The sequence below is a fragment of the Thermus sp. CCB_US3_UF1 genome (assembly GCF_000236585.1).
In the GTDB taxonomy this organism is placed as follows: Bacteria; Deinococcota; Deinococci; order Deinococcales; family Thermaceae; genus Thermus.
This window is the reverse complement of record NC_017278.1, coordinates 2,176,382-2,201,642: the sequence shown is the minus strand read 5'-3', so window position 1 is coordinate 2,201,642 and position 25,261 is coordinate 2,176,382. Positions and strand designations below refer to the sequence as shown.

The 25,261-nt window shown below is 67.8% G+C and carries 24 protein-coding genes; 10 read left to right on the top strand and 14 right to left on the bottom strand.

The window, feature by feature from the left end; translation table 11 throughout:
- Positions 1-2 precede the first annotated feature (2 nt).
- Together TCCBUS3UF1_RS11100 and TCCBUS3UF1_RS11095 are read right to left on the bottom strand one after the other, a co-directional pair.
- Positions 3-353 (bottom strand): P-II family nitrogen regulator, encoded by a 351-nt coding sequence (locus TCCBUS3UF1_RS11100; protein WP_014516599.1) that lies wholly within the window; start codon positions 351-353, stop codon positions 3-5.
- Positions 350-1,684: an ammonium transporter gene (locus TCCBUS3UF1_RS11095; RefSeq protein WP_014516598.1), complete on the bottom strand. Its 1,335-nt coding sequence runs from the start codon at positions 1,682-1,684 to the stop codon at positions 350-352. Before TCCBUS3UF1_RS11095 ends, TCCBUS3UF1_RS11100 begins: the two co-directional genes overlap by 4 nt.
- Positions 1,685-1,898: 214 nt before the next feature.
- Between TCCBUS3UF1_RS11095 and TCCBUS3UF1_RS11090 the strand changes: the two genes are divergently transcribed.
- Together TCCBUS3UF1_RS11090 and TCCBUS3UF1_RS11085 are read left to right on the top strand one after the other, a co-directional pair.
- Positions 1,899-3,437, top strand: a complete 1,539-nt coding sequence (locus TCCBUS3UF1_RS11090) for an ATP-binding protein (RefSeq protein WP_014516597.1) — start codon at positions 1,899-1,901, stop codon at positions 3,435-3,437.
- Positions 3,437-3,880, top strand: a complete 444-nt coding sequence (locus tag TCCBUS3UF1_RS11085; RefSeq protein WP_014516596.1) for a tRNA (cytidine(34)-2'-O)-methyltransferase — start codon at positions 3,437-3,439, stop codon at positions 3,878-3,880. Before TCCBUS3UF1_RS11090 ends, TCCBUS3UF1_RS11085 begins: the two co-directional genes overlap by 1 nt.
- On the opposite strand, the gene TCCBUS3UF1_RS11080 is transcribed toward TCCBUS3UF1_RS11085, so the two are convergent.
- A complete protein-coding gene (locus TCCBUS3UF1_RS11080) occupies positions 3,877-4,506 on the bottom strand; it encodes a metallophosphoesterase (protein WP_014516595.1) in 630 nt (209 codons plus the stop codon). The genes TCCBUS3UF1_RS11085 and TCCBUS3UF1_RS11080 overlap by 4 nt on opposite strands.
- 28 nt (positions 4,507-4,534) lie before the next feature.
- On the opposite strand from TCCBUS3UF1_RS11080, the gene TCCBUS3UF1_RS11075 reads away from it, so the two are divergent.
- Positions 4,535-5,419 (top strand): histone deacetylase, encoded by an 885-nt coding sequence (locus tag TCCBUS3UF1_RS11075; RefSeq protein ID WP_014516594.1) that lies wholly within the window; start codon positions 4,535-4,537, stop codon positions 5,417-5,419.
- Here TCCBUS3UF1_RS11075 and TCCBUS3UF1_RS11070 read toward each other — a convergent pair.
- Positions 5,389-6,243: a GNAT family N-acetyltransferase gene (locus tag TCCBUS3UF1_RS11070; protein WP_014516593.1), complete on the bottom strand. Its 855-nt coding sequence runs from the start codon at positions 6,241-6,243 to the stop codon at positions 5,389-5,391. The two genes, TCCBUS3UF1_RS11075 and TCCBUS3UF1_RS11070, sit on opposite strands and share 31 nt — an antisense overlap.
- 33 nt (positions 6,244-6,276) lie before the next feature.
- Positions 6,277-6,915, bottom strand: coding sequence for a histidine phosphatase family protein (locus tag TCCBUS3UF1_RS11065; RefSeq protein ID WP_014516592.1), 639 nt, complete (start codon positions 6,913-6,915; stop codon positions 6,277-6,279).
- A gap of 17 nt (positions 6,916-6,932) precedes the next feature.
- On the opposite strand from TCCBUS3UF1_RS11065, the gene TCCBUS3UF1_RS11060 reads away from it, so the two are divergent.
- Complete coding sequence (locus TCCBUS3UF1_RS11060) at positions 6,933-7,853, top strand: diacylglycerol kinase family protein (RefSeq protein WP_014516591.1); 921 nt, start codon at positions 6,933-6,935, stop codon at positions 7,851-7,853.
- A 56-nt stretch (positions 7,854-7,909) separates the two neighbouring features.
- On the top strand, positions 7,910-9,073 hold the full coding sequence (gene aspC / locus TCCBUS3UF1_RS11055) for an aspartate/prephenate aminotransferase (protein WP_014516590.1): 1,164 nt from the start codon (positions 7,910-7,912) through the stop codon (positions 9,071-9,073).
- A gap of 3 nt (positions 9,074-9,076) precedes the next feature.
- Here the strand turns inward: aspC and lspA are convergent, their stop codons facing one another.
- On the bottom strand, positions 9,077-9,523 hold the full coding sequence (gene lspA, locus TCCBUS3UF1_RS11050; RefSeq protein ID WP_041433902.1) for a signal peptidase II: 447 nt from the start codon (positions 9,521-9,523) through the stop codon (positions 9,077-9,079).
- A 73-nt stretch (positions 9,524-9,596) separates the two neighbouring features.
- Between lspA and rpmB the strand changes: the two genes are divergently transcribed.
- Genes rpmB through TCCBUS3UF1_RS11035 form a run of 3 tightly spaced genes read left to right on the top strand, consistent with a single transcriptional unit; the run spans position 9,597 to position 11,747 of the window.
- On the top strand, positions 9,597-9,893 hold the full coding sequence (rpmB, locus tag TCCBUS3UF1_RS11045; RefSeq protein ID WP_014516588.1) for a 50S ribosomal protein L28: 297 nt from the start codon (positions 9,597-9,599) through the stop codon (positions 9,891-9,893).
- Between the two features lie 56 nt (positions 9,894-9,949).
- A complete protein-coding gene (locus tag TCCBUS3UF1_RS11040) occupies positions 9,950-10,645 on the top strand; it encodes a M23 family metallopeptidase (RefSeq protein ID WP_014516587.1) in 696 nt (231 codons plus the stop codon).
- A 4-nt stretch (positions 10,646-10,649) separates the two neighbouring features.
- Positions 10,650-11,747, top strand: a complete 1,098-nt coding sequence (locus TCCBUS3UF1_RS11035) for an AI-2E family transporter (protein ID WP_014516586.1) — start codon at positions 10,650-10,652, stop codon at positions 11,745-11,747.
- Here the strand turns inward: TCCBUS3UF1_RS11035 and TCCBUS3UF1_RS11030 are convergent.
- The 3 genes from TCCBUS3UF1_RS11030 to ispG are packed head-to-tail and all read right to left on the bottom strand — an operon-like array spanning position 11,744 to position 15,373.
- Positions 11,744-12,979 (bottom strand): uracil-xanthine permease family protein, encoded by a 1,236-nt coding sequence (locus TCCBUS3UF1_RS11030; RefSeq protein ID WP_014516585.1) that lies wholly within the window; start codon positions 12,977-12,979, stop codon positions 11,744-11,746. The two genes, TCCBUS3UF1_RS11035 and TCCBUS3UF1_RS11030, sit on opposite strands and share 4 nt — an antisense overlap.
- Before the next feature lie 28 nt (positions 12,980-13,007).
- Entirely contained in the window at positions 13,008-14,165 is a 1,158-nt protein-coding gene (gene tgt, locus TCCBUS3UF1_RS11025) for a tRNA guanosine(34) transglycosylase Tgt (RefSeq protein ID WP_014516584.1), read from the bottom strand.
- Positions 14,165-15,373 (bottom strand): flavodoxin-dependent (E)-4-hydroxy-3-methylbut-2-enyl-diphosphate synthase, encoded by a 1,209-nt coding sequence (gene ispG / locus TCCBUS3UF1_RS11020; protein ID WP_041433901.1) that lies wholly within the window; start codon positions 15,371-15,373, stop codon positions 14,165-14,167. The genes tgt and ispG overlap by 1 nt, the downstream gene beginning before the upstream one ends.
- A 373-nt stretch (positions 15,374-15,746) precedes the next feature.
- On the opposite strand from ispG, the gene TCCBUS3UF1_RS11015 reads away from it, so the two are divergent.
- Complete coding sequence (locus TCCBUS3UF1_RS11015) at positions 15,747-18,146, top strand: carboxypeptidase-like regulatory domain-containing protein (protein WP_014516582.1); 2,400 nt, start codon at positions 15,747-15,749, stop codon at positions 18,144-18,146.
- A 1,352-nt stretch (positions 18,147-19,498) separates the two neighbouring features.
- Here TCCBUS3UF1_RS11015 and TCCBUS3UF1_RS11010 read toward each other — a convergent pair.
- The 5 genes from TCCBUS3UF1_RS11010 to TCCBUS3UF1_RS10990 all read right to left on the bottom strand — a co-directional run bounded on the left by TCCBUS3UF1_RS11010 (position 19,499) and on the right by TCCBUS3UF1_RS10990 (position 24,144).
- A complete protein-coding gene (locus TCCBUS3UF1_RS11010; protein WP_231291394.1) occupies positions 19,499-20,764 on the bottom strand; it encodes an S-layer homology domain-containing protein in 1,266 nt (421 codons plus the stop codon).
- Positions 20,765-20,895: 131 nt separating this feature from the next.
- Positions 20,896-21,516 carry an alpha/beta hydrolase gene (locus tag TCCBUS3UF1_RS11005; RefSeq protein WP_014516578.1) on the bottom strand — a complete coding sequence of 207 codons (621 nt, stop codon included), beginning with the start codon at positions 21,514-21,516 and terminating at the stop codon, positions 20,896-20,898.
- A 2-nt stretch (positions 21,517-21,518) separates the two neighbouring features.
- Positions 21,519-22,442 (bottom strand): ring-cleaving dioxygenase, encoded by a 924-nt coding sequence (locus TCCBUS3UF1_RS11000; protein WP_014516577.1) that lies wholly within the window; start codon positions 22,440-22,442, stop codon positions 21,519-21,521.
- A 55-nt stretch (positions 22,443-22,497) separates the two neighbouring features.
- The gene (locus TCCBUS3UF1_RS10995) at positions 22,498-23,277 is read right to left on the bottom strand and encodes an enoyl-ACP reductase (RefSeq protein ID WP_041433900.1); all 780 of its coding nucleotides are present in this window, start codon (positions 23,275-23,277) and stop codon (positions 22,498-22,500) included.
- 603 nt (positions 23,278-23,880) lie between these two features.
- Positions 23,881-24,144, bottom strand: coding sequence for a glutaredoxin family protein (locus TCCBUS3UF1_RS10990; protein WP_041433899.1), 264 nt, complete (start codon positions 24,142-24,144; stop codon positions 23,881-23,883).
- A gap of 141 nt (positions 24,145-24,285) precedes the next feature.
- Here TCCBUS3UF1_RS10990 and zapE point away from each other — a divergent pair, with 141 nt between their 5' ends.
- The gene (gene zapE, locus TCCBUS3UF1_RS10985) at positions 24,286-25,257 is read left to right on the top strand and encodes a cell division protein ZapE (protein WP_014516574.1); all 972 of its coding nucleotides are present in this window, start codon (positions 24,286-24,288) and stop codon (positions 25,255-25,257) included.
- Positions 25,258-25,261: the final 4 nt, after the last annotated feature.

The following is a 25,261-nucleotide window of genomic DNA, read 5'->3' as shown; positions in this document are numbered from 1 at the left end:
CCCTATTGTACCGGGGTCACCGCGGCCTCGTCCTCCTCCCCGGTGCGGATGCGGTAGACCTTCTCCACCGGCAGGACGAAGACCTTCCCGTCCCCCACCTCCCCGGTGCGGGCCGCCTTGAGGATGGCCTCCACCGTGGGCTTGACGAAGGGCTCGGAAACCCCGATCTCCAGCCGCACCTTCTCGTGGAGCTCCATCTTCACCGTGGTGCCCCGGTAGGTTTCCACCTTCTCCGTCTCCCCCCCGTGGCCCTGGACCCGGCTGATGGAAAGCCCCCGCACCTCGGCCCGGAAGAGGGCCTCCAGCACATCCCCCAGCTTCTCCGGACGGATGATGGCCACGATGAGCTTCATGCCTTACCTCCCAGGGGCTTGAAGGCGGGGGGGGTGGCCTCGGAGAGGACCAGGATGGCCCCCTCCCCGCTGGCGTAGGCCTCCTCCCCGTGCTGGCTCACGTCCAGGCCCAGCCCCTCCTCCTTGGGATGGGCCCGCAAGGGGGTGAAGAGGCCGGTGAGCTTCAGGAGGAGGAAGGTGCCCAAGGCGGAGTAAACCACCGCCACCGCCACCGCCAGGGCCTGCACCCCAAGCTGGCCGGGGTTGCCGAAGAGGAGGCCCTTGGCCCCACCCCAGGCCTCCTCGGCCAGGACCCCGGTGAGGAGGGCCCCGGTGATCCCCGCCAGGCCGTGGGCCCCGAAGACGTCCAGGGAATCGTCCAGCTTGGTCCTGGGGCGCCACAGGAGGAAGAAGTAGCTGGGGAAGGCGCTTACTGCCCCCAGGACCAGGGCGGAGAGGGGGGAGACGAAGCCCGCCGCCGGGGTGATGGCCACCAGGCCCACGATGATGGCCGTGGCCAGGCCCACCGCCGTGGCCTTGCCGGTGCGCAGGAGGTCCAGGAGGGCCCAGACCACCAGGGTGGCCGCAGGGGCCAGGAGGGTGTTCACGAAGGCCAAGGCGGCAAGCCCCCCGCTGCTTAGGGCGCTCCCCCCGTTGAAGCCGAACCAGCCCAGCCAGAGGAGGGCCGCCCCCAGGAGGGTGAAGGGGACGTTATGGGGCAGGATGGCCTGGCGGCCATAGTCCTTCCTGGCCCCCAGGACCAGGGCCCCCACCAGGGCGGCGATGCCGGCGTTGATGTGCACCACCGTTCCCCCGGCGAAGTCCAAGGCCCCCAGGGCCCCCAAGAACCCCCCGCCCCAGACCCAGTGGGCGATGGGGGCGTAGACCAGAAGCCCCCAGAGGCTCAGGAAGAGGAGGAGGGCGGGAAAGCGCATGCGTTCCACCAGGGCCCCGGTGAGGAGGGCGGCGGTGATGATGGCGAAGGTGCCCTGGAAGGCCATGAAGAGCAGGTGGGGGATCTCCCCCTTGGCCTCGAGGCCCACCCCCTTGAGAAGGGCGTGCCCCAGCCCCCCAAGCCAGGGCGTCCCCTCGGCGAAAGCCAGGCTGTAGCCCAAAAGGGCCCAACCCACCCCCACGAAGCCCAGGGCGGCGAAGCTCATCATCATGGTGTTCAAGGCGTTTTTGGAGCGCACCAGCCCCCCGTAGAAGAAGGCCAAGGCTGGGGTCATGAGGAAGACCAGGGCCGTGGAGACCAGCACCCAGGCCGTGGCCGCCCCGTTCACCTCCCCCGCCAGGGCCAGCCCAGAAAGCCCTACCGCCGCAACGCCTTTTAGGGTTTTCAGGTTCCGCATACCCACCCCCTTAGGGCCCAGGGTAGAGGGGATGAGGCGAAATGTCAATATTTTCCCTAACACTATGCCATAGCTATCGGTACACTTTCACAAAAACGCCCGCATTTACGGCAAATCGTCAGGCATAAGCTGGCAAAATGCGCAACTAAACACTTACAAAACGCACGAGGCCCTTTGGTGCCCCCCTTCCCCGGGGTTGCGTAAACTGGACCCCGTGACGTGGGAGGAGCTGAAAGAACGCCTGGCCCAGGGGCAGGACGAGCGCACCCTCTTCCTGCCCCCCGACCTTTCCCCTGAGGAGCTGGCCCGCTACGCCGCCGGCCTGGCCAACCACCAGGGGGGCACCCTCTTCCTGGGGGTGGACCCCGGGGGGCGGGTGCTAGGGGCAGCGGAGATCCACCCCTTGCAGATCACCCACGCCCTCTTCCAGCTCACCCAGGGGCTCCTCCTGCCCTATGTGGAGGCGGTGGAGGGGCCTGAGGGAAGGGTCCTGGCCCTCTACGTGCCGCAAAGCCCCGCGGCCATCGCCGTGGGGGCGGGGCGGGTGCCCTTTTGGGATGGGCGGCGCCTGACCGAGCTCAAGGTGGCCCAGGCCCGGCCCGAGCCCGACTTCACCGCCCAGGTCCTGCCCGCGGCCAGCCTCTCCGACCTGGACCCCGTGGAGGTGCTGCGCCTAAGGCGCATCCTGGAGGAGCGGGGAAGCGGCCTTGCCGCCTTGCCCGACCTGGAGCTCCTCTTTGCCCTGGGGCTTTTGCAGCGGGTGGAGGGGGAGGAAAGGCCCACGGTGGCCGGCCTCCTCCTGGCGGGCACCCCCTTGGCCTTGCGGCGGCTTCTGCCCCAGGCGGAGGTGAGCTACTACTTCCACGAGGCCGAGGAGGGGTATGCCTTCCGCGAGGACCTCCTGCGGCCCATCCCTGCCCTTTTGGAGAGGCTTAGGGACCTCATCCAGGCCCGGAACCGGGTGCGCTACCTCACGGTGGGGCTTTTCCGCCTCGAGGTCTGGGACTTTGACCAGGAGGTCTACCGGGAGGCCCTCCTGAACGCCTTGGTGCACCGGGACTGGGCCAGCCAGGACGCCATCCAGGTCCACCACTACCGCGACCGCCTGGAGGTGTCCAACCCCGGGGGCTTCCCTCCCGGGATCACCCCAGAAAACGTCCTCCGCCATCCCCCCAAGCGGCGCAACCCCCGGCTGGCCGAGGCCCTCTACCGCCTGGGGTATGTGGAGCGGGCGGGGAGCGGGGTGGACAAGATGTACCGCCTCCTCCTCAAGTACGGCAAGGAGCCCCCGGAGTACCGCCTCTTTCCCGAAGCCCTCACCCTGGTCCTCTACAACCCCGAGCTGGACGAGGCCTTTGTGCGGGAACTGGCCGAGGTCCAGGAGCGCTTCGGGGCCTTCAGCCTGGACCACCTCATCGCCGTGGCCCACCTCCGGCGGGTGGGGGAGGCCTCCCTCGAGGAGCTCTCCCGGGCCCTGCAGCTGCCCGAGGAGGCCGCCCGCCGGGTGCTGGCCCGCATGGAGCGCATGGGCCTTCTCCGCCGGGAAGGGGGGCGGTACCACCTGGCCCGGCGCGACCCCTTGGCTGAGCGCCTTCTTGCCGCCATGGAACGGCCCCTGCGCCGCCGCGAGGTGGAAGGGCTTTTGGGCTTTACCCCCCGGGCCGCCCTGGCCCTCCTGAACCGGCTGATCCTCGAGGGGCGGGTGGAGCGGGTGGGCCGGGGGGCGGCCACCCGGTACCGGAGGCGGGGCTGATGCTCCACCTGGTCCTTTACCAGCCGGAAATCCCCCAAAACGCGGGCAACATCGCCCGCACAGCCGCCGCCATCGGCTTTCCCCTGCACCTCATCCGCCCCTTGGGCTTCCGCCTGGGGGACCCCAGGCTCAAGCGGGCCGGCCTGGACTACTGGCCCCACGTGGACCTCAGGGTCTGGGATACCTGGGAGGCTTTCCTGGAAGCCCTCCCCCCTGGGGCCCGGGTCTGGGCCTTCAGCGCCCGGGGTACAAAGGAGCTTTACGAGGCCTCCTTCCGGCCAGGGGACTACCTCCTCTTCGGCCCCGAAACCCGGGGCCTTCCCCCAGAGATCCTCCTCCGCTTCCCCAGCCTGCGCATCCCCATGCCGGGGCCGGTGCGCTCCCTGAACCTGGCGGTGGCCGTGGGGGTGGCGGCCTACGAGGCCTACCGGCAGGTGCGCTAGAGGTGGACCAGGGCGTAGCCCTGGGCGTGCACCACCTCCACCCCCAAGGGGGTGCGGTACCTCCGGGTGGGGTTGGCCCCCAGGAGGGGGGTGTGGCCGTGGACGTGGAGCCGGGGGCGGAAGAGGCGGTGGAAGAGGAGGAAGGCCGGGCTACCCCGGTGGGCGAAGTCCTCCCCCGCGGTGGGCCCGGGGGGCGGGGCGTGGGTGAGGAGGACGTCCACCCCGTGGCCCCGGAGGAGCCTGCGGGGGAGGAGGGGCAGGGGCTTGAGGACCAGGCGGTAGAGCTCCCCCGGGGAGAGCTGCCCCTCCCCTTCCCGGTACCGGGGCACCCCGCCGATGCCGTAGAAGAGGAGGGGGCCGTGGCGGAAGAGCCTTCCGTGGAGGTTGACCGCCCCTCCTGGGCGTTGCCTCAGGTTTCCTTCCCCGACCCACTCCTCCCCGTGGTTCCCGGGCACGAAGAGCACGGGCACCGCCACCTTGCTGGCCACGTACTCCAGGTACTCCCCCGGCAGGTCCCCCGCGGCCAGGACCAGGTCAAAGGGGGGCAGGTTCTGGGGGAAGCGGGGGGAGTGGACATGGGGGTGGACCTGGTCGGAAAGGAGAAGGAAGCGCAAGCCCACCTCCATTGTGGCAGAAAGGGGGCATGATGGAAGCGTGCGGGCCTATTCCACCGCCCACCTCCCCCTGGACCTGCCCCCGGGCCACCCCTTTCCCCTTTACAAGTACCGGGGGGTGGCGGAGGCCCTCCGGGGCCTCCTGCCCATCCTGCCCGCCCCCGAGGTGCCCCGGGAGGCCCTCTACCTGGCCCACCAGGGGGCTTACCTGGAGCGGCTTTTCACCCAGGGCCTCACCCGGGAGGAGTCCTTGCGCCTGGGCCTTCCCTTCCACCCGGCCCTCCTGCGGCGGGCCCTCCACGCCGCCGGCGGCACCCTGGCCGCGGCGGAGGACGCCCTGGACACGGGCCTTGGCCTCAACCTCTCCGGGGGTACCCACCACGCCTTCCCCGACCGGGCCGAGGGGTACAGCCTCTTCAACGACGTGGCCGTGGCCCTGGCCTGGCTGCGGGCCAAGAGGGGGTTTGGGGGCCGGGCCTTGGTCCTGGACCTGGACGCCCACCAGGGCAACGGCACCGCGGTCTTCTTCGGGGAAGACCCCACGGTCTTCACCCTCTCCCTGCACGGGGAGCGGAACTATCCTCTGAAAAAGGAGCGGAGCGACCTAGACGTGGGCCTCCCCGACGGCACCGAGGATGGGGCCTACCTGCGGGCCCTCGAGGAAGCCCTGGAGGTGGCCCAGGCCTTCCGGCCAGAGCTCGTCTTCTACAACGCCGGGGTGGACGTCCTCCGGGGGGACCGGTTTGGCCGCCTGGCCCTTTCCCCAGAGGGGGTAAGGGCGCGGGACCTGCGGGTTTACCGCTTCGTGAAGGCCCTGGGGGTGCCCCTGGTGGTGGTCATGGGGGGAGGGTACAACCGCGACCCCGCCCTCACCGTGGCCGCCCACGCGGAGACCTACCGCCTGGCCGTGAGCTCCTTGGCGTAGGTGGCCACCGCCTCCTCCAGGCTGAAGCCCAGGGCGCGGTAGAGTTCCAGGGCCCCGGTCTCGTGGTCGTGGGCCCGCACCCGGAGGAGGTGGGCCCCCTTGGCCTTGGCCAGGCGGGCGGCCTCGGCCAGGAGGGCCCGGCCAATGCCCTTGCCCCGGGCCTCGGGGATGACCCCGATGTAGGCCACGCTGGCCTCCCCCCCTTCCAGCTCCACCTCGGCCATGCCCACGGGGACCTCCCCCCGGTAGGCCACCAGGAGGTGGACCTGGGGGTCCTGGAAGTGTTCCAGCAGTTCCTCGTCCGTCCACTTGAGGCGGAGGGCCCAGCCCTCCTCGCTTTCCCGGTAGACCTCCCGGTAGACCTGGGCTCCGGGGAAGCCCTTCCGGACCACCACCCCCTCGGGGGGCGGGTAGTCCAGGCCCTCCGGGTTCTTGACGAAGAAGTAGGTGAGGTGGAGGAGGCCAAAGTCGGCGGCCTCGAGGGCCCGGCGCAGGGTGCGGTTCTCCTCCCGGGGGAAGGCGTAAAGCCTTTCCACCGAGAGCTCCTTCCCCCGGGCCTCCGCCGCCAGAAGGAGGTGGGGCAGGTCCTCCGCCTGGTAGGCCAGGGGGCCTTCCAGGGCGGCCCCGTCCCAGAAGGGGTAGAGGCCCACGTACCCCACCACCTCCCCCTCGCGCAGGAGGACCAGCCCGTCCTCCAGCTCCTCGGCCAGGCCTTCCAGGTCCCGGGCCTCCGGGGCCAGGACCCCGCGGGCGGGGCTCTCGTCCATGTGGCGGAGGAGCTTGAGAAGCCCCGGAAGGTCCTTGCGGGCCACGGGCCGGATCATGCCCTAAGTGTACGCCGGAAGCCCCGCCCGCCGCTAGGGACAAGGGTCCAGGTTCAGGGCCTTCACCACCCCTTCTCCCCCGTAGAAGTCCAGCACCGTGAGCCGGGCGTAGTCCTGTTCCAGCCTTAGGCCCTCCTCGGGGGGTAGGGGCAGGGCCAGGCTGAGGGCGGCCCGGTTCAGGGTGCAGTTCCCCACCACCAGGACCGCCTGCCCCAGGTGGGCCTTAAGGAGGGACTGCACCGCCTCCTTTCCCCTTGCCCAGGCCTCCCGCACGCTCTCCCCCCCCGGAGGGGCAAAGCCCGCCTCGTCCGCCACCCAGGCCGCCACCTCCTGGGGAAACCGGGCCTCCACCTCGGCGAAGGAAAGCCCCTCCCAAAGCCCCCAGGACCTTTCCCGCAGCTCCGGGCGTAGCCGCAAGGGGACCCCCAGGGCCCCGGCCAGAAGCCTTCCCCCCTCGGCCTCGGCCAGGCTGTCCGGGGCGTAGACCGCCGCCACCGGGTAGCGCCTGAGGAGGCCCGCCAGGGCCCTAAGGCGTTGCCGGCCCTCCTCGGCCAGGGGTAGGCCCGGGTGGCTGTAGAGGCGGTGCCCGGGGTTTTCCACCGGTCCGGCGCGGGTGAGGAGGAGGGTGGTCTTGGGGTGGGGCCCCTTGAGGAAGTGGCCCAGGAGGCCCATGCCCCTAGAATACGGGGGTGGAAAGGTGGGTGATCGTGAACCCGGCGGCGGGCCGCGGCAAGGTGGGCCGGCTCTCGGGGGCCATCCTCCAGGCGGCGCGGAAGAAGGGGGCCCGGGCCTTCCTCACCGAGGGCCCAGGCCACGCCACGGAGCTGGCCCAAAGCGCCCCCGAGGGGGCCCGGGTGGTGGCCGTGGGCGGGGACGGCACGGTGCACGAGGTCCTAAAGGGCCTGGCGGGCACGGACAAGGTCCTGGGGGTGGTGCCCATCGGCAGCGGCAACGATTTCGCCCGCATGCTGGGCCTTAGGGGGCTTCCCTGGCCGGAGGCCCTGGAACGGGCCCTCCTCGCCCCGGAGGAGGCCATTGACCTGGGCCTGGTGAACGGGGAGCCCTTCGGGGCCTCCTTGGGCGTTGGCTTTGATGCCCTGGTGGCCAAGAAGGCCTTCGCCGCCCCCCCTTTCCTGCGGGGCATGCCCCGCTACCTTTACGCCCTCTTCGGCGTCCTCAAGGACCTGCGCCTCCCCGAGGGGCGGGTGTGGGTGGACGGGGAGGAGGTCCACCGGGGGCCCCTCCTCCTCCTGGCGGCCATGAACGGGCCCGCCTACGGGGGGGGCATCCCCATCGCCCCCATGGCCGATCCCCGGGACGGCCTCCTCTCCGTGGTCCTGGCCCGCGCCTTCACCCGGCCCGGGGTGGTCCTCATCCTGCCCCGCCTCCTCCTGGGCCGGCACCTCTCCCACCCCCAGGTGGTGGCCTACGCCGGGCGGGAGGTGAAGGTGGCCTTTCCCCACCCCGTGCCGGCCCACGCCGACGGGGAACTCCTCCCCGAGGCGGCCCTGTACCGGGCGGAGGTGCGGCCCCTGGGCCTCAAGGTGGTGGGGGGCCGGGCTGCGGCCCGGGGGGCGGAGCCCCTCTTGCGCCCCGCAGGGGCTTCGTAGCCGGGGACCGCTCCCCTGCCCGGTGCCCGTTCTCGCCCTTCCCGTATACTTATGCCATGCGCGGCCTTTCCCAACGGGTCCAGGCCATGAAGCCCTCGGCCACGGTGGCGGTGAACGCCCGCGCCCTGGAGCTCCGGCGCCAGGGGGTGGACCTGGTGGCCCTTACCGCCGGGGAGCCGGACTTTGACACCCCGGAGCACGTGAAGGAGGCGGCCCGGCGGGCCCTCCTGGCGGGGAAGACCAAGTACGCCCCCCCTGCGGGCATCCCCGAGCTCCGCGAGGCCTTGGCGGAGAAGTTCCGCCGGGAAAACGGCCTAGGGGTGAAGCCCGAGGAAACCCTGGTCACCGTGGGGGGGAAGCAGGCCCTGTTCAACCTTTTCCAGGCCATCCTGGACCCTGGGGACGAGGTCATCGTCCTGGCCCCCTACTGGGTGAGCTACCCGGAGATGGTGCGCTTTGCCGGCGGGGTGCCGGTGGAGGTGGAAACCCGTCCCGAGGAGGGTTTCATCCCCGATCCCGAGCGGGTGCAAAGGGCCATCACCCCCCGCACCAAGGCCCTGGTGGTCAACTCCCCCAACAACCCCACGGGGGCCGTCTACCCCAAGGAGGTTCTGGAGGCCCTGGCCCGGCTGGCCCTGGAGCACGATTTCTACCTGGTCTCCGACGAGATCTACGAGCACCTGATCTACGAGGGGGAACACTTCTCCCCGGGCACCTTGGCCCCGGAGCACACCATCACCGTGAACGGGGCCGCCAAGGCCTTCGCCATGACCGGCTGGCGCATCGGCTACGCCTGCGGGCCCAAGGCGGTCATCCAGGCCATGGCCAACGTTTCCAGCCAGTCCACCACCAGCCCGGACACCATCGCCCAGTGGGCCACCCTCGAGGCCCTCACCAACCGGGAGTCCAGCCAGGCCTTCATCGCCATGGCCCGGGAGGCCTACCGCAGGCGGCGGGACCTCCTCCTTTCCGGTTTGGCCTCCTTGGGGCTCAAGGCCGTCCGCCCCAGCGGGGCCTTCTACGTCCTCCTGGACACCTCCCCCTTCGCCCCGGACGAGATCCGGGCCGCCGAGCGCCTCCTGGAGGCGGGGGTGGCGGTGGTCCCGGGCACGGATTTCGCCGCCTACGGGCACGTACGCCTCTCCTACGCCACCAGCGAGGCCCAGCTGCAAAAGGCCCTGGAGCGCTTCGCCGAGGCCCTGAGCCGCGCCCAGGTCTAGGGCTTAGTACCGCCTTCCCCGGGGGGCAAGGAGGAGGAGGGCAGCCCCCAGGGTCACGCACACGTCCGCCAGGTTGAAGACGGGGAAGTGGGCGATGAGGGGGATGGAGGTGCCCAGGTCCAGGTAGTCCACCACCCAGCCCCGTCCCAGGCGGTCGATCCCGTTGCCCAGGGCGCCCGCCGCCAGAAGGGAGAGGGCCAAGGCCTTGCCGGTGGGGTAGCGCTTCTGGGCCAGGAGGTAGAGGAGGACCGTCCCCACCAGGAGGCTGAGCCAGCCCAAGAGGAAGGCCTGACCCCCTAAGAGCCCAAACCCCGCCCCGGTGTTCCGCACCAGGGTCAGGTAGAGGAGGCCCTCCACCAGGGGCCTAGGCACCGGGGAGAGGTTTTCCAGGGCCCAGAGCTTGAGGATCTGGTCCAGGGCCAAAAGCAGGGGAACGAGCACCACGGGCATCCCCAAGAGTCTACCGGATGCTCCCCCTTGTGCTATACTCCATAGGGTTTGCCTTCGGGCACGGGAGGGTGCGATGTCCAAGGTGTGCGAGATCAGCGGGAAGCGGCCCATCGTGGCCAACAGCATCCAAAGGCGGGGTAAGGCCAAGCGGGAAGGGGGTGTGGGGCGGAAGACCACCGGCATCTCCAAGCGCCGCCAGTACCCCAACCTGCAGAAGGTGCGGGTGCGGGTGGCGGGCCAGGAGATCACCTTCCGGGTGGCCACCAGCCACATCCCCAAGGTGTACGAGCTCCTGGAAAGGGCCAAGGGCCTGAAGCTGGAAGGCCTGAGCGCCAAGGAGATCAAGGAGCGCCTCCTGAAGCTCCTCTAGGCTTCCTTGGCTCCCCTGGGCCCCCCAGACCGGGGGGCTTTTTGTAGCATGGGCCCATGGTCTGGAAGCCGGGGCATTACCTGCTTCTGGCCCTGGGCCTTTACGCCCTGGTGGTCACCCTGGGCTTCGCCTCCCGGGGGCGGCAGCTTTGGGCCTTGCGCCAGGAGGTGGCGGCCCTAGCCCAGAAGGCCCAGAAGGTCCCGGAGGGCTACCTCCTGCCCCTCCCTGGGGCCTGCCTGCCCACCCGTCCCGAGCACCTTCCCAACGCCCCCCGCCCCTACCGCAAGGGGGTGAGCGCCGGCTTCGTCTTCCAGCAAGGGGATGCCTGCGTCCCCGTGGTCCAGGGGATGGGGGTGGTGGCGGCCATGGCCGGGGAGGTGGTGCGGGTGGAGGCGGACTACCAAGAACCCACCCCGGAGGCCTACCGGGCCCTCTTGGAGCGGGTGCGGCAAGGGGCGGGCCCGGAGGATATGGATGCCTTGCGGGGCCTCGAGGTCTGGCTCCGCCACCCCGATGGCCGCACCACGGTCTACGCCCACCTCCAGGCCCCCTACCGGGGCCTAAGGGTGGGGCAGCGGGTCCACCGGGGGGACCCCTTGGGCTACCTGGGGAACACCGGCCTCCAAGGGGGTGCCCCCCGCCTCCTCTTTGAGGTCTGGGAGGGGGAGCCCGACCGGGGCCGCTTCCTCTTCCAGGGGCTTCCCCCAGAGGAAGTCCTCCGCCAGGCCAAGGCCTTCTTCCGCTTAGAATAGCCCCATGCGCGAGGCCTTCGCCCGGGTTTGGGAGAACCCCTACCTGCGGGTGGCCGTCTACCTCCTCCTCCTCTTCCTCCTCTACCGCCTCCTCCAGCGGGCCTGGCCAGCCCTTTCCGTCCTCCTCACCGCCTTCGCCTTCGCCTACCTGGCCCACCCCGTGGTGCGCTTCCTGGAAAGGCGAAGGCTACCCCGGGCCTTAGGGGTGGGCCTCGTTTACCTCTTCCTGGGGCTTTTCCTGGGGCTGGCCTCCTTCCTCACCGCCCAGACGGTGCGGGAGCTCTCCCAGCTGGCCCGGGAGCTTCCCCGCCTCCTGGACCCCCTGGTGGCCTGGCTCCTGGCCCTTCCCGACCGGGTGCAGGCTGTGCCCATCCCCGAGGGCCTAGAGCCCGTCCTGGCCGAGGCCAGCCGCAACCTGCAAAGCCTCTTGCAGGGTTTTTTGGACACCCTGCTGCGCTGGTTCCAGGGCCTTCTGGCCCAGGGAGGGAACCTCCTGGGCTTTTTCACCTCCTTGCTGGGCGGGGTCTTCCAGCTCCTCACCGCCCTTACCCTTTCCATCTACTTCCTCTACGATCTTCCCCGCCTGGGGCGGGCCGCCCTTTTGCTCTTCCCCGAGCCCTACCAGCCCCTGGTGGCCGAGCTGGCGGCCAAGCTGGACCGGAGCGTGGGCGGGTACGTGCGGGGCCAGCTCCTGGTGGCCTTTCTGGTGGGCCTTCTGGTGGGGGTGGGGCTTTCCCTGGTGGGGGTGCCCCTGGCGGCCAGCCTGGGCTTCCTGGCCGGGGTCTTCAACCTCATCCCCTTCGTGGGGGTGATCGTCTCCGGGGTGCCGGCCCTCCTCCTGGCGGCCACGGGGGGGTGGCTGAAGGTCGTTCTGGCCCTCCTCGTCCTCTGGCTGGCCAACCAGATCGAAGGCAACCTCCTGGGCCCCCTCATCGTGGGCCGGGCCACCCGGCTCCACCCGGTGACGGCCATCGCCGCCATCCTGGTGGGGGCAAGCCTCATGGGCCTATGGGGGGCCCTTTTGGGGGTGCCGGCTGCGGCCTTCCTGAAGGTCCTCCTGGAGGACTACTACAAGGGAAGCCGCCTCTACCGGGAAGGCTAGGGGAGGCGCTCCTCCTCCATAGCCAGCTCCTTGGGCTCTAGCTGCCGGGGCAGGAGAAGGTTCAGGACCACCCCCACCAGGGCCGCCAGGGCCATGCCGCTCACCTTGAGGGGTACGCTGGCCCCTGCCACCTGGAGGGTGCCCAGCTGGGCCACCGCCCCGCCCAGGCCCAGGACCAGGATGGCGGACACCACGATGAGGTTCCGGCTATGGGTGAAATCGATCTCCGCCTCGGCCAGGGTGCGGATGCCGATGGAGGCGATCATGCCGAAAAGGAGCATGGAAACCCCCCCCAAGACCCCCTGGGGCAGGGTTTGCAAAAGGGCCGCCAGCTTGGGGGAGAAGGAGAGCAGGATGGCGAAAACTGCGGCGATGCGGAGCACCAGGGGGTCGTACACCTTGGTCACCGCCAGGACCCCGGTGTTCTCGGAGTAAGTGGTGTTGGCCGGGCCCCCCAGAAGCCCGGCCAGGCTGGTGGCCAGGCCATCCCCCAGGAGGGTGCGGTGGAGGCCAGGCTTCTGGAAGAAGTCCTTGCCCACCACCCGGCCGTTGGTAAGGATGTCCCCGATGTGCTCCATCACCGTGACGAAGGCCACTGGGGCGATGAGGAGGATGGCCCCCCACTCCAGCGTGGCCGGGGTGAAGGCGGGCAGGCCCCACCAGGGGGCTTCGGCCAAGGGCTTCAGGTCCACCCGGCCCAGGGCCAGGGCCAGGAGGTAGCCCGCCCCCACCCCCAGGAGGACGGGGATCATCTGGAAAAGCCCCCGGAAGAAGACGGCGCTCACCACGGCGCTCAGGAAGGTGAAGCTGGCCAGGAGCCAGTCCTTGCTGGCCATCTGCACCGCCACCGGGGCCAGGGTAAGCCCGATGACCACGATGACCGGGCCGGTGACCACGGGGGGAAAGACCCAGCGCACCCTTTCCGAGCCGATGAGGCGCACCAGGAGGGCGAAGAGGGCGTAGACCAGCCCCGCCGCCGCGATCCCGCCCCCCACCGCGGCTAGGGAGAAGCCCGCCTCCTTGGCGGCCAGGATGGGGGCGATGAAGGCAAAGCTGGAGCCCAGGAACACGGGCACCACCCGCCCCGTGACCAGGTGGAAGACCAGGGTGCCAAGCCCGGCGGTGAAGAGGGCCACCGCGGGGTTCAAGCCCGTGAGGAGAGGGACCAGCACCGTGGCCCCGAACATGGCCACCGTGTGCTGTAGGCCCAGGATAAGGTGTCTTGGCGTCATACCGGGCCCATTCTACGGGCTCCTGGGCCTAGGCGTGCCCCCCTGCGGCCAGGGCCTCTTGGAACCAGCGGGGCACCTCCTTGCCGAAGCGCCTTTGGGCGAAGGCCTGGGCAAAAGCCCCATACTCCCCCCGCAGGATGGCCTCCCGGGCGGCCTCGGTCAGGCGGTGGAGGTGGCGCAGGTTGTGCAGGGAGAGCAGGATCCCTCCCAGCATCTCCCCCGTCCGTACCAGGTGGGCCAGGTAGGCCCGGCTGAAGGTCTGGCAGGTGTAGCAGTCGCAGCCCTCCTCTAGGGGTCTCGGGTCTTCCAGGAAGCGGGCGTTTTTTAGGTTGATCCGCCCCTCGAGGGTGAGGGCGCTGCCGAAGCGGCCCGTGCGGGTGGGGTAGACGGAGTCAAAGAGGTCCACCCCCAAGCCGATGGCCGCCACCAGGTCCTCGGGGTGGCCCACCCCCATGAGGTAGCGGGGGCGGTCCTCGGGGAGGATCTCCGTGGAGAGGGCCACCATGGGGAACATGGCCTCCTTGGGCTCCCCCACCGCCAGGCCGCCGATGGCGTACCCCGGCAGGCGGAAGCGCACGGTCTCCCGGGTGGAGAGGGCCCGGAGCTCCGGGTCCGTCCCCCCTTGGGCGATGCCGAAAAGGGCCTGGTCCGGGCGGGTCTTGGCCCTTAGGCTCCGCTCCAGCCAGCGCAGGGTGCGCTCCAGGGAGGCCTTCAGGTAGGCCCGGGGGGAGGGGTAGGGGGGGCACTCGTCAAAGGCCATGACGATGTCCGCCCCTAGGGCTTCCTGGACCTTTAGGCTTTCCTCCGGGGTGAGCCGCAGGGGGCTTCCGTCCAGGTGGCTTTGGAAGACCACCCCTTCCTCGTCGATGCGCCTTAGGTGGCCCAGGCTCATCACCTGGAACCCCCCGGAGTCCGTGAGCCAGGGACCCTTCCAGCCGGCAAAGCCGTGAAGCCCCCCCAGGGCCCGCACCCGCTCGGGCCCAGGGCGGAGGAGCAGGTGGTAGGTGTTGGCCAGGAGGACCTGGCTCCCGATGGCCTCGAGGTCTTTGGGCAAAAGCCCCTTCACCGAGCCCTGGGTGCCCACGGGCATGAAGAGGGGGGTCTGCACCGGGCCGTGGGGGGTGTGGAACAAGCCCGCCCGGGCCCGGCCCGAACGGGCAAGGACGGTGAAGCGAAAGGCTTCCATCAGCTTGGGCCAAAGCGCCTTTTCACGTAGTCTTCCACCAGGGCCAAAAACGCCTCCGCGATGCCCTCCCCCTTGAGGATGGTGAGGAGCTGGCCGTCGGCGTAGACCGGGGCCTTGGGCTCCTCCCCAGCCCCCGGCAGGGAGATGCCGATGTGGGCGTGTTTGCTCTCCCCGGGGCCGTTGACCACGCACCCCATCACCGCCACCTTCAGCCCCTCCACCCCGGGGTACGCCTTGCGCCACTCGGGGAGCTTGGCCTTGAGCCTGGCGCTCACGGCCTCGGCCAACTCTTGGAAGAAGGTGCTGGTGGTGCGGCCGCACCCGGGACAGCTGGTCACCTCGGGGGCGAAGGTGCGCAGGCCCAAGGCCTGGAGGATCTCCTGGGCCACCTCCACCTCCTTGGTGCGGGGCTCCCCGGGGGCGGGGGTGAGGGAGACCCGGATGGTATCCCCAATCCCCTCCAGGAGAAGGGGGGCCAGGGCGGCGGCGCTGGCCACGATCCCCTTCACCCCCATCCCCGCCTCGGTGAGGCCCAGGTGCAGGGGGGCCCGGGTGCGCCGGGCCAGTTCCCGGTAGACCCACACCAGGTCCCGGGCCTTGGACACCTTGGCGGAAAGGACGATCTTGTCCTCACCCAGGCCCATCTCCAAGGCGGCCTCGTAGGAGCGCACCGCGCTTTCCACCAGGGCCTCCAGCACCACCTCGTGGGCCTCCTTGGGTTCGGGGCGGCGGGCGTTTTGGTCCATGAGCTCGGTGAGGAGGGCGGGGTCCAGGCTTCCCCAGTTGGCCCCGATGCGCACGGGTTTGCCCAGGTCCTGGGCGATGCGGATCATCTCGGCGAAGTTCTCGTCCTTGTGCCGCCCCCGGCCCAGGGTGCCGGGGTTGATGCGGAACTTGTCCAGGGCCTCGGCCATGGCCGGGTAGCGGCGCAGGAGGAGGTGGCCGTTGAAGTGGAAATCCCCCACCAAGGGCACCTCTGCCCCCTCGCCCTGGAGGCGGGCCTTGAGCTCGGGCACGGCCCGGGCCGCGGCCTCGTCGTTCACCGTGATGCGCACGATCTCGCTCCCCGCCCGGTGGAGGGCCAGGACCTGGGCCAAGGTGGCCTCCACGTCCGCCGTGGGGGTGTTGGTCATGGACTGCACGGCCACCGGATGGGCGCTCCCTAAGGGCACGCGCCCCACCCAGACCGTGGGGGTAGGTCGCCTCATCACCTATAAAATATTACTACTCGCTATTTTTGGCTGTGTAGTACTTAGAAGGGTCTTGACAAAAGCAAGTTTGCTTTCATGCCCAATTTTTCGTTAGGGCTATCCCATCGCAGATCTTAAAGGCCGTTAAAATGACGCGTGGTTTAAGATCAAGCTTAGAGCCTCAAGTGGGGATCGGAATCCTGCCCTGATAAAGTCCTACCGCGATCACGTCTTAGCTTGACATGAGAAGGGCTTCTGCGTAAGATTAGCCTCGGATGTCAGGCGGTAGGGTTTGCCACAAGCTAAGTGGAAAAGCTACCGCCTGGCGCCGAACCAAAGGGGAAACACGGAAACCCTTTGGAAGCACAGTAGATGTAGGAGGTGCAAGGCTATGAAAGGAAATCGGCTTAGGACGCTAGGTTTCTCGATTGTGGGGGCGCTGGCCCTTTTCCTCGCCAGCTGCGGCCAGCAGCCGCCCCCCTCCAACGGTGGGGGCAGTGGTGGGGGTGGCTCCCAAACCGGCACCCTGGAGGTTACCGTCTTGAACGACGCCAATGGCCAGCCCATCCAGGGAGCCACGGTCACGGTGAATGGTGCGCAGATTGGCGTTACCAACAACCAGGGTAAGGTTAGCGCTTCCCTGACCCCTGGTACGTACAACGTCAACGCCAGCGCCACCGGCTTCGTCACCCCCTCTGAACCCGTTGCGGTTCCCGTTGTGGCTGGTCAGACGACGACCCGTACCATCCGGCTTCAGCCCCAGGCGCCTGCCCCTGGCCCTGGCGTGTGCCGGCCCTCTGGGGATACCTCTTACCGTACGGAGCTGGTAGCGGCTGCGGGCAGCAAACCTGCGGGCATCAAGAGCATCCAGATCACGGGGCAAAGGGCAGGCACCTACTGCTTTGCCGTTGGTGAGCTGGAGCTTCGCATCTACTTGGGTCAGGGTGAGGAAAACAACCTCCAGGTGATCCTGGTTAGCTCCGATAACCCCCAGGCTACTCAGGTTATCCCTCACAGGTGGCAGGGGAGCTACTTCGTAGCGACCCTAGACACCCGCAACCAGCAGATCCAGGGTGTGCCCCAGCGCTTGATTGTGAAGTACCAGCGGGGAGGCAACGACATCCGGGACCAGGTCTGGGAGATCGTTCCTGACAACCTCCCACCTCAGGTTCCCGATGTCCGCCCAGTGAGCGCCATTGACCCTGTGGAAGCTCCTGGGCCTCAGCCGGAGCGCTGGATCGGTGGTCCCGCTAGCCACAGGGTAACCCTCACCCTGGAAAACCAGGACCTGGTGGACAACCCTGCCAACCCCAATCTCCTGGCTTCCGGCATCAAGGAGGTCCGCTTCTTCGCCTACAGGGTGGGTGGTTACCGGGCTGAACCGAGGATTGGCGAGGGCCGTTTGATCGGCACTGCTCGTGCCCGTCCCTACCAAGTGGAGTGGAACACCCGCGATGGCAACTGGCCCGACGGCAAGTACTACGTCTACGCGGTGGCTGAAGACTGGATGGGCAACTACCATCCCCATCCCGGTACGCTGGGTGCAGCCCCTCTGGCCGGCTTCTACGTCAACGTAGACAACACTGCCCCTAGCATTGATCTCATCAGGGTGCAGGATAGGGGTGTCGGTGACGTTGGCCGGGCCTTCAATACCAACCAGTCTGGGCTTGGTTACTACCTCTGCGACAACCCGACCTACACGTGGGGAGATGGTCGGATCGACATCTTCCCGGCCGAAAGCGGCTTTGTTTCCGGCTGTGCCAGCGTGACCTACTCTGCTGGGGATACCGGCGTTGGTCTGGGTAACGGGAGCGCGGAGCTATCTTGGGCTGCCGCTGCCGTCTTTGTGCCCGGAGGCACCAACATCACTTACAACATCAACGTCAACGATGTGAACGGCCCCGTGGCCTTTGTCCTCAAGGCCAAGGACCGCTTGGGCAACGAGAGCCAGGCCCAGGTTCAGGTTACGGTAGATAACCGTCGCCCTGAGGTGGACCTCCTCAAGCTCTACCTCCCCAGCCAACCCAGCCAGACCGATCCGGATGTGGTCCTGGCAGGTAGCCAGTTGGGCGTTCGGGTGGCCGCTACCGACACCCTGAGCGGCGTGCGCTTCGTGCGCTTCTACATGGGTTCCGACGCACAGGCTCGTACTAATACTGTTCGCCTGCCCTTCTGGAACGCAAACCTGGGTACCATAGGGCTTATCCAGCTCCCCATCCAGGGCAACAACAACACCTACACTGCCGAGATCAGGGGTGGTGTGGGGGATGTCCTGGTCCCCGTGCTGGATCCTACCAACGAAAGCACCGTTGCTCCCAACTCCCCTGCCGACATCCTCGTCATCGTTTCCGACCGTGCAGGCAACGCCAATGCCTCCTTCCGCCGCGTCCAAGTACGCCACACGGACGAGCTGGACAATGGTGTGGACGGATCGGCTGCTCGCCTCCGTGTTAACTTCCCCATCGCCGGCGAGCATGAAATCCAGCCTGTGCCCATTTCGGATGCCACCTTCAGCGGGGCTTTCCGTACGGCTGCTCGCTCCACCACCCTTCCCAACCTTGTGAAGTACGCCGGCTTCTATGGGCAGGACAACACTCTTCTCCCCTACGACGATCCCAACAACCCCTACGACCTCCCGTCCTATCTGGCTGCTCCTGCCAACGCCACGGTCTACAATCTGCTCCAGGTGGTCAATACCCTGCCTTACAAGCTGGTGCTGCCTAACCCTGCTGGGGTCTTCGGCGTCCTCTTCAACAACTACGGCCACATGGAGGCGGTGCCTACTCAGTAGAGCCTAATAAGCCGAAGCCCGCACCCCAAGGGCGGGGTGCGGGTTTAACCTTTTGCCCTTCCCTCTTTCCATGGCGACCTCCGCAAAGAGAAGACGTGGAAGGGTTTTCCTGGGGGGAGATGGGGAGGCGGCTCAACCTGGCCCCTTTGATCGGTTAGCCCCCTTTGGTCCCATGCTGGCCGGCGATCCCAAGAGGAATAACCCTGGGAATGAGCCCTCGGGTGGAGCTTGCCCAGGGGACGGCAGAGCCTGGCGGCGGTCTGGTCCTGGTGGGGCCGGACCAAACAGAGAAGGGGGCTGCGTTTGGAGGTGGATGCTTAAGTGGTGCAGGATAATGGAGGAGGAGGGTTGTACGGCCGGAAAACACCTTGAAGTGGTGGCCAAGGGGCTTAAGCCGAGAAGGGGGATGTTCTTCCTTCGCCATGAACGTAACCTAGCTTCCCCTGATCTTTATGATGGCTGAGGAGGAGGGAGGCTATGTTGAAGCGTTCATGGCTGCTCTGGTTCTTTCTTGCCAGCAGCTCTTTTGGGGGTGTGGGTTGGGCTCAGGAGGTTTTTTCCCCTTTGCCTGGCAATTTTTTAGTGCCTTTGAGTCCGCCTGAGGAGTATTTGGGGTGTAGGCTTCATTTGAGATTGGCCCTTGCCAACCACCTCTCTTATGCCTCGGGTTCCTGGGGAGAACTGGGGTTTGACCTTGAGGAGATAAGGGCTGAGCTGGGGATAGGGTTGCGAGAAGAGGCGTGGGGACTGGGGCTCTTTTTCCCGCTTAGCCTCTACTATGGGGGCGTGATGGACTATGTTTTGGACCCCTTGCACCAGGTTTTGGGCTTGCCTAGGAACCTGGTTCAGGGCCAAGTTCTCCTCTTTGCTCGGAAGGGGGGCGAAGAACGTCGATGGGAGGGTTCTGTTTGGGGGCCTAGAGACCCTTATTTACGTTTGGACCTCAACCTAGGACAAACAAAGGCTATAGGGGCCGTTGCCTTTCCCTTGGGCTCGGTGGAGCGTTTCCTAGGCTCAGGAGGGACCCGCCTCCTCTTAGGGGGAGGGTGGGAGGAGAAAACAATAAGGGTTTGGGGAGGTGTTCTTTGGCCCTTGGGACCCCAGCTGGGCTTGGAGCCCTTTTCCTATGGTCCAGCCCTCATGGGAGCTTTGCGCTGGGAGATCCTTGGGGTGGGACCTCTGGCGTTGGAAGTTCATGGCTTCGTGGGCCCTTTGCGGGAGGCAGGCCCCTTCGCTCAGGGGCTTATTTTGAAGTTCAGCTATGGCCAGCTTAGCTTTGCAGAGGACGGGAGCCGAGGTCTTCCAGACGTGGTTTTCTCGTGGCGAGTCTCGGCCCCCTGCCCACTTATTTTCTAAAAACGGGTTGCTAAGCCGAAGGCCAAAGTGGAGCGTTGGCTCGCTTGGCCGTCAAAAAGATAACGCTGGTGGCCTTCCAAGAAGATGCTCAGGCTTGGAACCAAGCGCACACCCACACCGATGAGGAGCTGACCAAAGGGGGTTTGGTCCAAGTAGAGGCCGCCTCCCACTCCAAAGTAGCCGTCCAGATCTCCGTAAGAAGCGCGGAAGGTAAGGTCCAGGCTGCCCAAACCACGGTCGGGTTGGGATACGGGTGCCTCATAGGCCAGGCGCAACCCCAAAGGGCCTAAAAGGGCATCGTGGCCCAGCATCAAGCGGCCGTACCACTCCCCGGTTACATCCCCGCGGTAGGCGGCAAGGCCCAGGTACAGGGGCAGGCGGAAGGGGGTGAGGGTGCGCTTCAGGGCGGCCACCTCCTCTTCCAGGGCTTTCAAGCGGGCGTCATCTTGGGCCTGGCGGGCCTCGAGGGCCTTGAGGCGTTCCTCCAAGGTAGCTAGCCTTTCCTTTTGCGCTTGGAGCCCTTCCTCTAGGGCTCGGGTTCGGGGCTCGAGGCTTTGTAACCGGGCTTGGGCGCCTTCCGCTAGCTTACGGGCCTCAGGAAGCCCTTTGAGCTCGTTGGCAAGCCCTCTAAGGGTTTCCTCTTGGGCGGTGCGGGCCCTCTCTAGGGCTTGGAGCCGCTCTCCTAGGGTCTGCTGCGCGGCCTTTAGGGCTTCTTGCTCCCGCCGCAAGGCCTCTACCTGGCTGGGATCAGCCTGGGGGCGGTTTTCCAGGCTTTTTAGCCGACTCTCCAGTGCCCTAAGACTTTCTTGGATGCCCTTAAGCGCATCCTCTAAAGCGCGACTTTCTAGGGCTTTTAGGGCGGCTTGCAGCCCCTTTTGGGCTTCCTCTAGGCCCTGAATGCGTTCTTGGAGGTTTTTCAGGGCTTCTTCGAGGGGGCGGGTATCGGTTCTGGGTTGGTTTTCCAGGGCGCGGAGGCGGTCTTCCAGAGCCTTTTTCTCCGAGCGTAGCTGCTCCAGGGCTTTACCCTGGGATCCGAGCTCCTTTTGCAGCCCCTGGGTGGCCTCGAGGAGCTTCTGGACTTCCTGGGGAGAGAGCTTGTCCACCCCATAGGCTGCCAAGAGCCGATATAGGGCCAGGGCTGCTTCCTGGCGGCTTAAGGGTTCCCGCCAGCGGAAGGTGCCGTCCGGGTAGCCAATGAAGACCCCTTTGCTCACCAGAAGCTCCACTGCCTCGCGGGCCCAAGGAGCGGCAGGTTCGTCCACCTGAGCTAGGACGGGGATCAAGGTAAAAAGAAATCCAAACAAAAGTCTGCGCATCTTAAACCTCCCCTTTTGAGGGTAACACGAACCCGAAGTCCAGGGGGCCTGCAAGGCATCTGAGTCTCCAGGCCTTCCTAGGCTGCGCCAGACTGGGAGGAAACCTCTTCTTCCAACCAAGCCTGGGCTAAGGCCATTTCCCCCTGGACCAAGGCGTGGCCGGTGGGGAGAAGGTGGGCCTGGACCCTGGCCCCGGCCTCCTGGAGCCTCGCGAGGAGGGCCTGAAAGGCTTCCTGGGGCACCAGGGGGTCCCGTAGCCCCGCCAGGACCAGGATGGGCTTTCCCGGAAGGGGAGGGTAGGGGGCTCCGAAGGGCTCCATGGGCCGGAGGAGGAGGGCGCCATCCAGAAGGCTAGGGTGGTGGAAGAGGAGGCCCAAGGCCATGTTGGCCCCGTTGGAGTAGCCCACGGCCACCAGGGGCCTGGGCAGGGCGTGGGCGTGAAGGCTATGCTCCACGAACTCCGCCAGTTCCCGAGCCCTCCTTTGCAGATCTTCCAGGTCCAGTACCCCTTCCCCCAGGCGGCGGAAGAAGCGGGGGACCCCTTCCTCCACGCTCTGGCCCCGGGGGCTCAGGAGGTGGGCCTGGGGGCGGAGGGCTCGGGCCAGGGGCAGGAGGCTGGTCTCATCCCCCCCGGTGCCGTGGAGGAGGAGAAGGGTGAGGGGCTCCTGCCCCCCTTCCACCCGGTAGCGGAAGCGCACCCTTACCCCCTAGGGGGATGGAGGGGCGGCAAGGAGGCCTCGATGGCCCGGCGTTCCCCTTCCAGCCAGGGGGGGAGGACCAGGCGCTCCCCCAGACTTTCCCCAGGCTCGTCCACGCCGAAGCCAGGGCCGTCCGTGGCCAGCTCCAGGAGGACCCCCCCGGGCTCCAGGAAGTAGATGGAGCGGAACCAGAAGCGGTCCACCACCGGGGTGGGCCGTAGGCCTAGGGACAAGACCCTTTCCCTAAGCCCAAGGCCGTGGGCCTCGTCGCGGATGCGAAAGGCCAGGTGGTGCACCCCGCCTACCCCCCAGGCCCCCCGCCGGCCCCCAGGGAGGCCCCGGACTTCCAGAAAGCTTCCTTCCTGGACCAGGCGCACCCACCCCCCTTCCTCCCCCAGCCGGCGGAAGCCTAGCACCCCTTCCAGAAAGAAAAGGGTGAGGGTGGGGTCCCGCTCCAGGATCCGGGCGCCCAGGAGGCCCCGGACCTGGCGTTCCTGGGACACGGGGCTTCCCTCCCACGGCCTCCCGGGCCCTGGGGCCTCGGCCAGGGCCAGGGGGAGGCCGTGGGGGTCCTGGAAGAGGAGGGCGGGCCGGCCGAAGCGCTCGCCCCCTTCCGGCCTTATCCCGTAGCCCTCGAGGCGGGCCTCCCAGTAGGGGAGGCTCCCTTCGGGAACGGCCAGGGCCACCTCCACCGCCTGCCCCACCCCCGGGCGGGCCGGGGGCAGGTGGGGCCAGGGGAAGAAGGTGAGGTCGGTGCCCGGGGTGCCTTCCCGGTCGGCGTAGAAGAGGTGGTAGGTGGTGGGGTCGTCCTGGTTGACGCTCCGCTTGACCAGGCGCAGGCCCAGCACCCCGGCGTAAAAGTCCAGGTTCTCCTGGGGGTCGCCGGCGATGCAGGTGATGTGGTGAAGGCCTAGGGTGCCCTCCATGCCCTAAGCCTACACCCTAGCGCTTTACAAAATGTAGTGTAAGCCTGGCCCCGGGTTAGACCTCCATGCCCATGATGTGGTAGCCGGCGTCCACGTAGACCACCTCCCCCGTGATCCCCGACGCCAGGGGGGAGAGGAGGAAAAGGCCCAGGTTCCCTACCTCCTCCTGGGTCACGTTCCGCCCCAGGGGGGCCACCTGGGCCACCCGGTCGTACATCTTGGTGAAGCCGGGGATGCTGCGGGCGGCCACGGTGCGCACGGGCCCGGCGGAGATGGCGTTGACCCGTACCCCCTTGGGACCCAGCTCATAGGCCAGGTAGCGGACGCTGGCCTCGAGGGCCGCCTTGGCGATGGCCATCACGTTGTACTTGGGCACCACCTTCTCGCTGGCGTAGTAGGTGAGGGTGACGATCCCCCCACCCGCCCGCAGGAGGGGCTCGGCCCGCTGGGCCACGGCCACCAGGGAGTAGGCGGAAACCTCCAGGGCCAGGAGCCAGTCCTGCCGCCGCGTGTCCAGGTAGCGCCCTTCCATGGCCTCCCGGGGGGCAAAGGCGATGGCGTGGACCAGGTAGTCCAGCCCGCTCCAAGCCTCCCCTACCCCGGCGAAGAGGGCGTCCAGCTCGGCGTCCTGGGTCACGTCGGCCTGAAAGAGCCGGGCCCCCCCAAGGGCCTCGGCCAGCCTTTCGGCCTCAGGGCGGATCCGCTCCCCTTGGTAGCTTAAGGCGACCTCCGCCCCCGCCGCCCGGAGCTTTTCGGCGATGGCGTAGCCCAGGCTCCGCTGGTTGGTGACCCCCATCACGAGGGCCTTTTTGCCGGAAAGGTCCAGGGTGAGCATGGGGGGATTATACCGGTTTGCGCGCGGAAAACCCCTCTGGGGCCGCGGCCCGGGCCATCCCTGGTCCAGACATACCAAGGGCACGCCTACTGGGTTGTCCTCAGCCAGGACCTGAAGGGCAGCCCGATGCGGGGCGTCCAGGGTGCGCAAGGGATAGGTTCGCGCAAGCCTAAGGGCGTTTCGCCTCACGGCCTCGCTGGGCGTGATCCCGTGCCAGGCAGACTTGAGCCGCTGCAACCGCTCCCAGGCTATGGGGAACTCCTCATCGCTGAGGTGGCCTTCCCGCCACCTCCGGCTTAGGGCGGAGGTATCCCAGAACCTCACCCTTCCTCCCGTGGCTCCTAAGACGCTGGCCCGGGGTAGGGGCAAGGGTAGCTCTTCCAGGCGGGGCTTTCCCGTCCCCCGGCGCAGGAGGCCCAAGCGTTCCAAGCGGACCACGGCTTCCCCGCACTCCCGAAGCCGGGGTCAGCCGGGCTACAGGCACCCTCCGATCCAGGTCCCCGGCTTGCACGCGGCGCAAAAGTTCGGAGAGGCGGCTTTTGGCCTCGCTCAACGAAACGCTAAGCCTAAGGCCTAGGGGGGCTTCCGCCCCGCACCGAGGGGTTAGCCTCCCCCACTTGAGGACTCCTGGTAGCGGGCGTACCAGGCCTGGAGGGTGGCCGGGGATACCCCCCGGATGACCTCCACCCGCCCACCCCACTCCAGGACCACGCCGGCGGTGGGGCTTCCCACAAGCTCCGTGATCCTTTGGGCCGCCTCTTGGTCCTCGCGGGCGTTTACAAAGGTGAAGGGCACGCCCTTCTGGGCCAGAAACATCTTCACGATCTCGCAGGGGCCGCAGCCCGGGATGCCGTAGAGCCGCACCATGCCCTTATGGTACCCCAGGGGGGTTCGATAGGCTCATCCTGGGGGGATGGGGCACGAACCCGTAAAAACCCACTTTTGGCCCGGGTGGGAACCTCTTCTCTAGGCGTACCCATAGGGGTGGCGCGCGAATACAATGCCCCCATGCGCTTGGTGGACCGCCATCCCGAGGTGGACCTGGAGAGGCTCCTAGGGGATTTTGCCCCCCCACCCCGCTTCCGGGGGGCTACCTTCGCCACCTACCTCCCGGACCCCCGCTACCCCTCCCAGGCCCTGGCCAAGGAGCGCCTGTGGCGATGGGTTAAGGACCGTCCCCAGGGCTTCCTCCGCCCCCGGATGCCGGGCCCCCAGGGGATCTATCTGGATGGGGGGTTTGGGGTGGGGAAGACCCATCTCCTGGTGGCCGCCTACCTCGAGGCCCCCGCGCCCAAGGCCTTCCTGACCTTTGAGGAACTCACCTATGCCCTGGGCCTCATGGGCCTCAAGGAGGGGGCCAGGCGCTTTGGCGCGCTGCGCTACCTCTTCCTGGACGAGTTTGAGCTGGACGACCCCGGCAACGCCCAGATGATCACCCACTTCCTGGCCCTCACCATGGAGCGGGGGCTGCGGGTGGCCACCACCTCCAACACCCCCCCCGGGGCCTTGGGGGAAGGGCGGTTCAACGCCGAGCAGTTCCGCCACCAGATCCAGAGCCTGGCCCGGCGCTTTGCCGTGGAGCGCATCGAGGGGGAGGACTACCGCCACCGTGACCCCGACCGCTTCCCTGAGCCCCTTTCCCCCGAGGTCCTTTGGGCCCGTTACCGGGAGGACCATAGGCCCAAGACCCTGGACCGCTTCCCCGAGCTTCTGGCCCACCTGCGCACCCTCCACCCCATCCGCTACCGCTACCTCCTCACCGGGGTGGAGGCGGTGTACCTGGAGGGCCTGGAGCCCATCCAAGACCAGAACGACGCCCTGCGCTTTGTGCATTTTGTGGACCAGGTTTATAACCTTGGCCTGGCCCTCCGGGCCTCCGGGGCCCCCCTTTCCGCCCTCTTCCCCGAGAGCTACCGCCATGGGGCCTTCGCCAAAAAGTATGGCCGGGCCCTTTCCCGGCTGGCGGAGCTTTTGGGGTAGCATG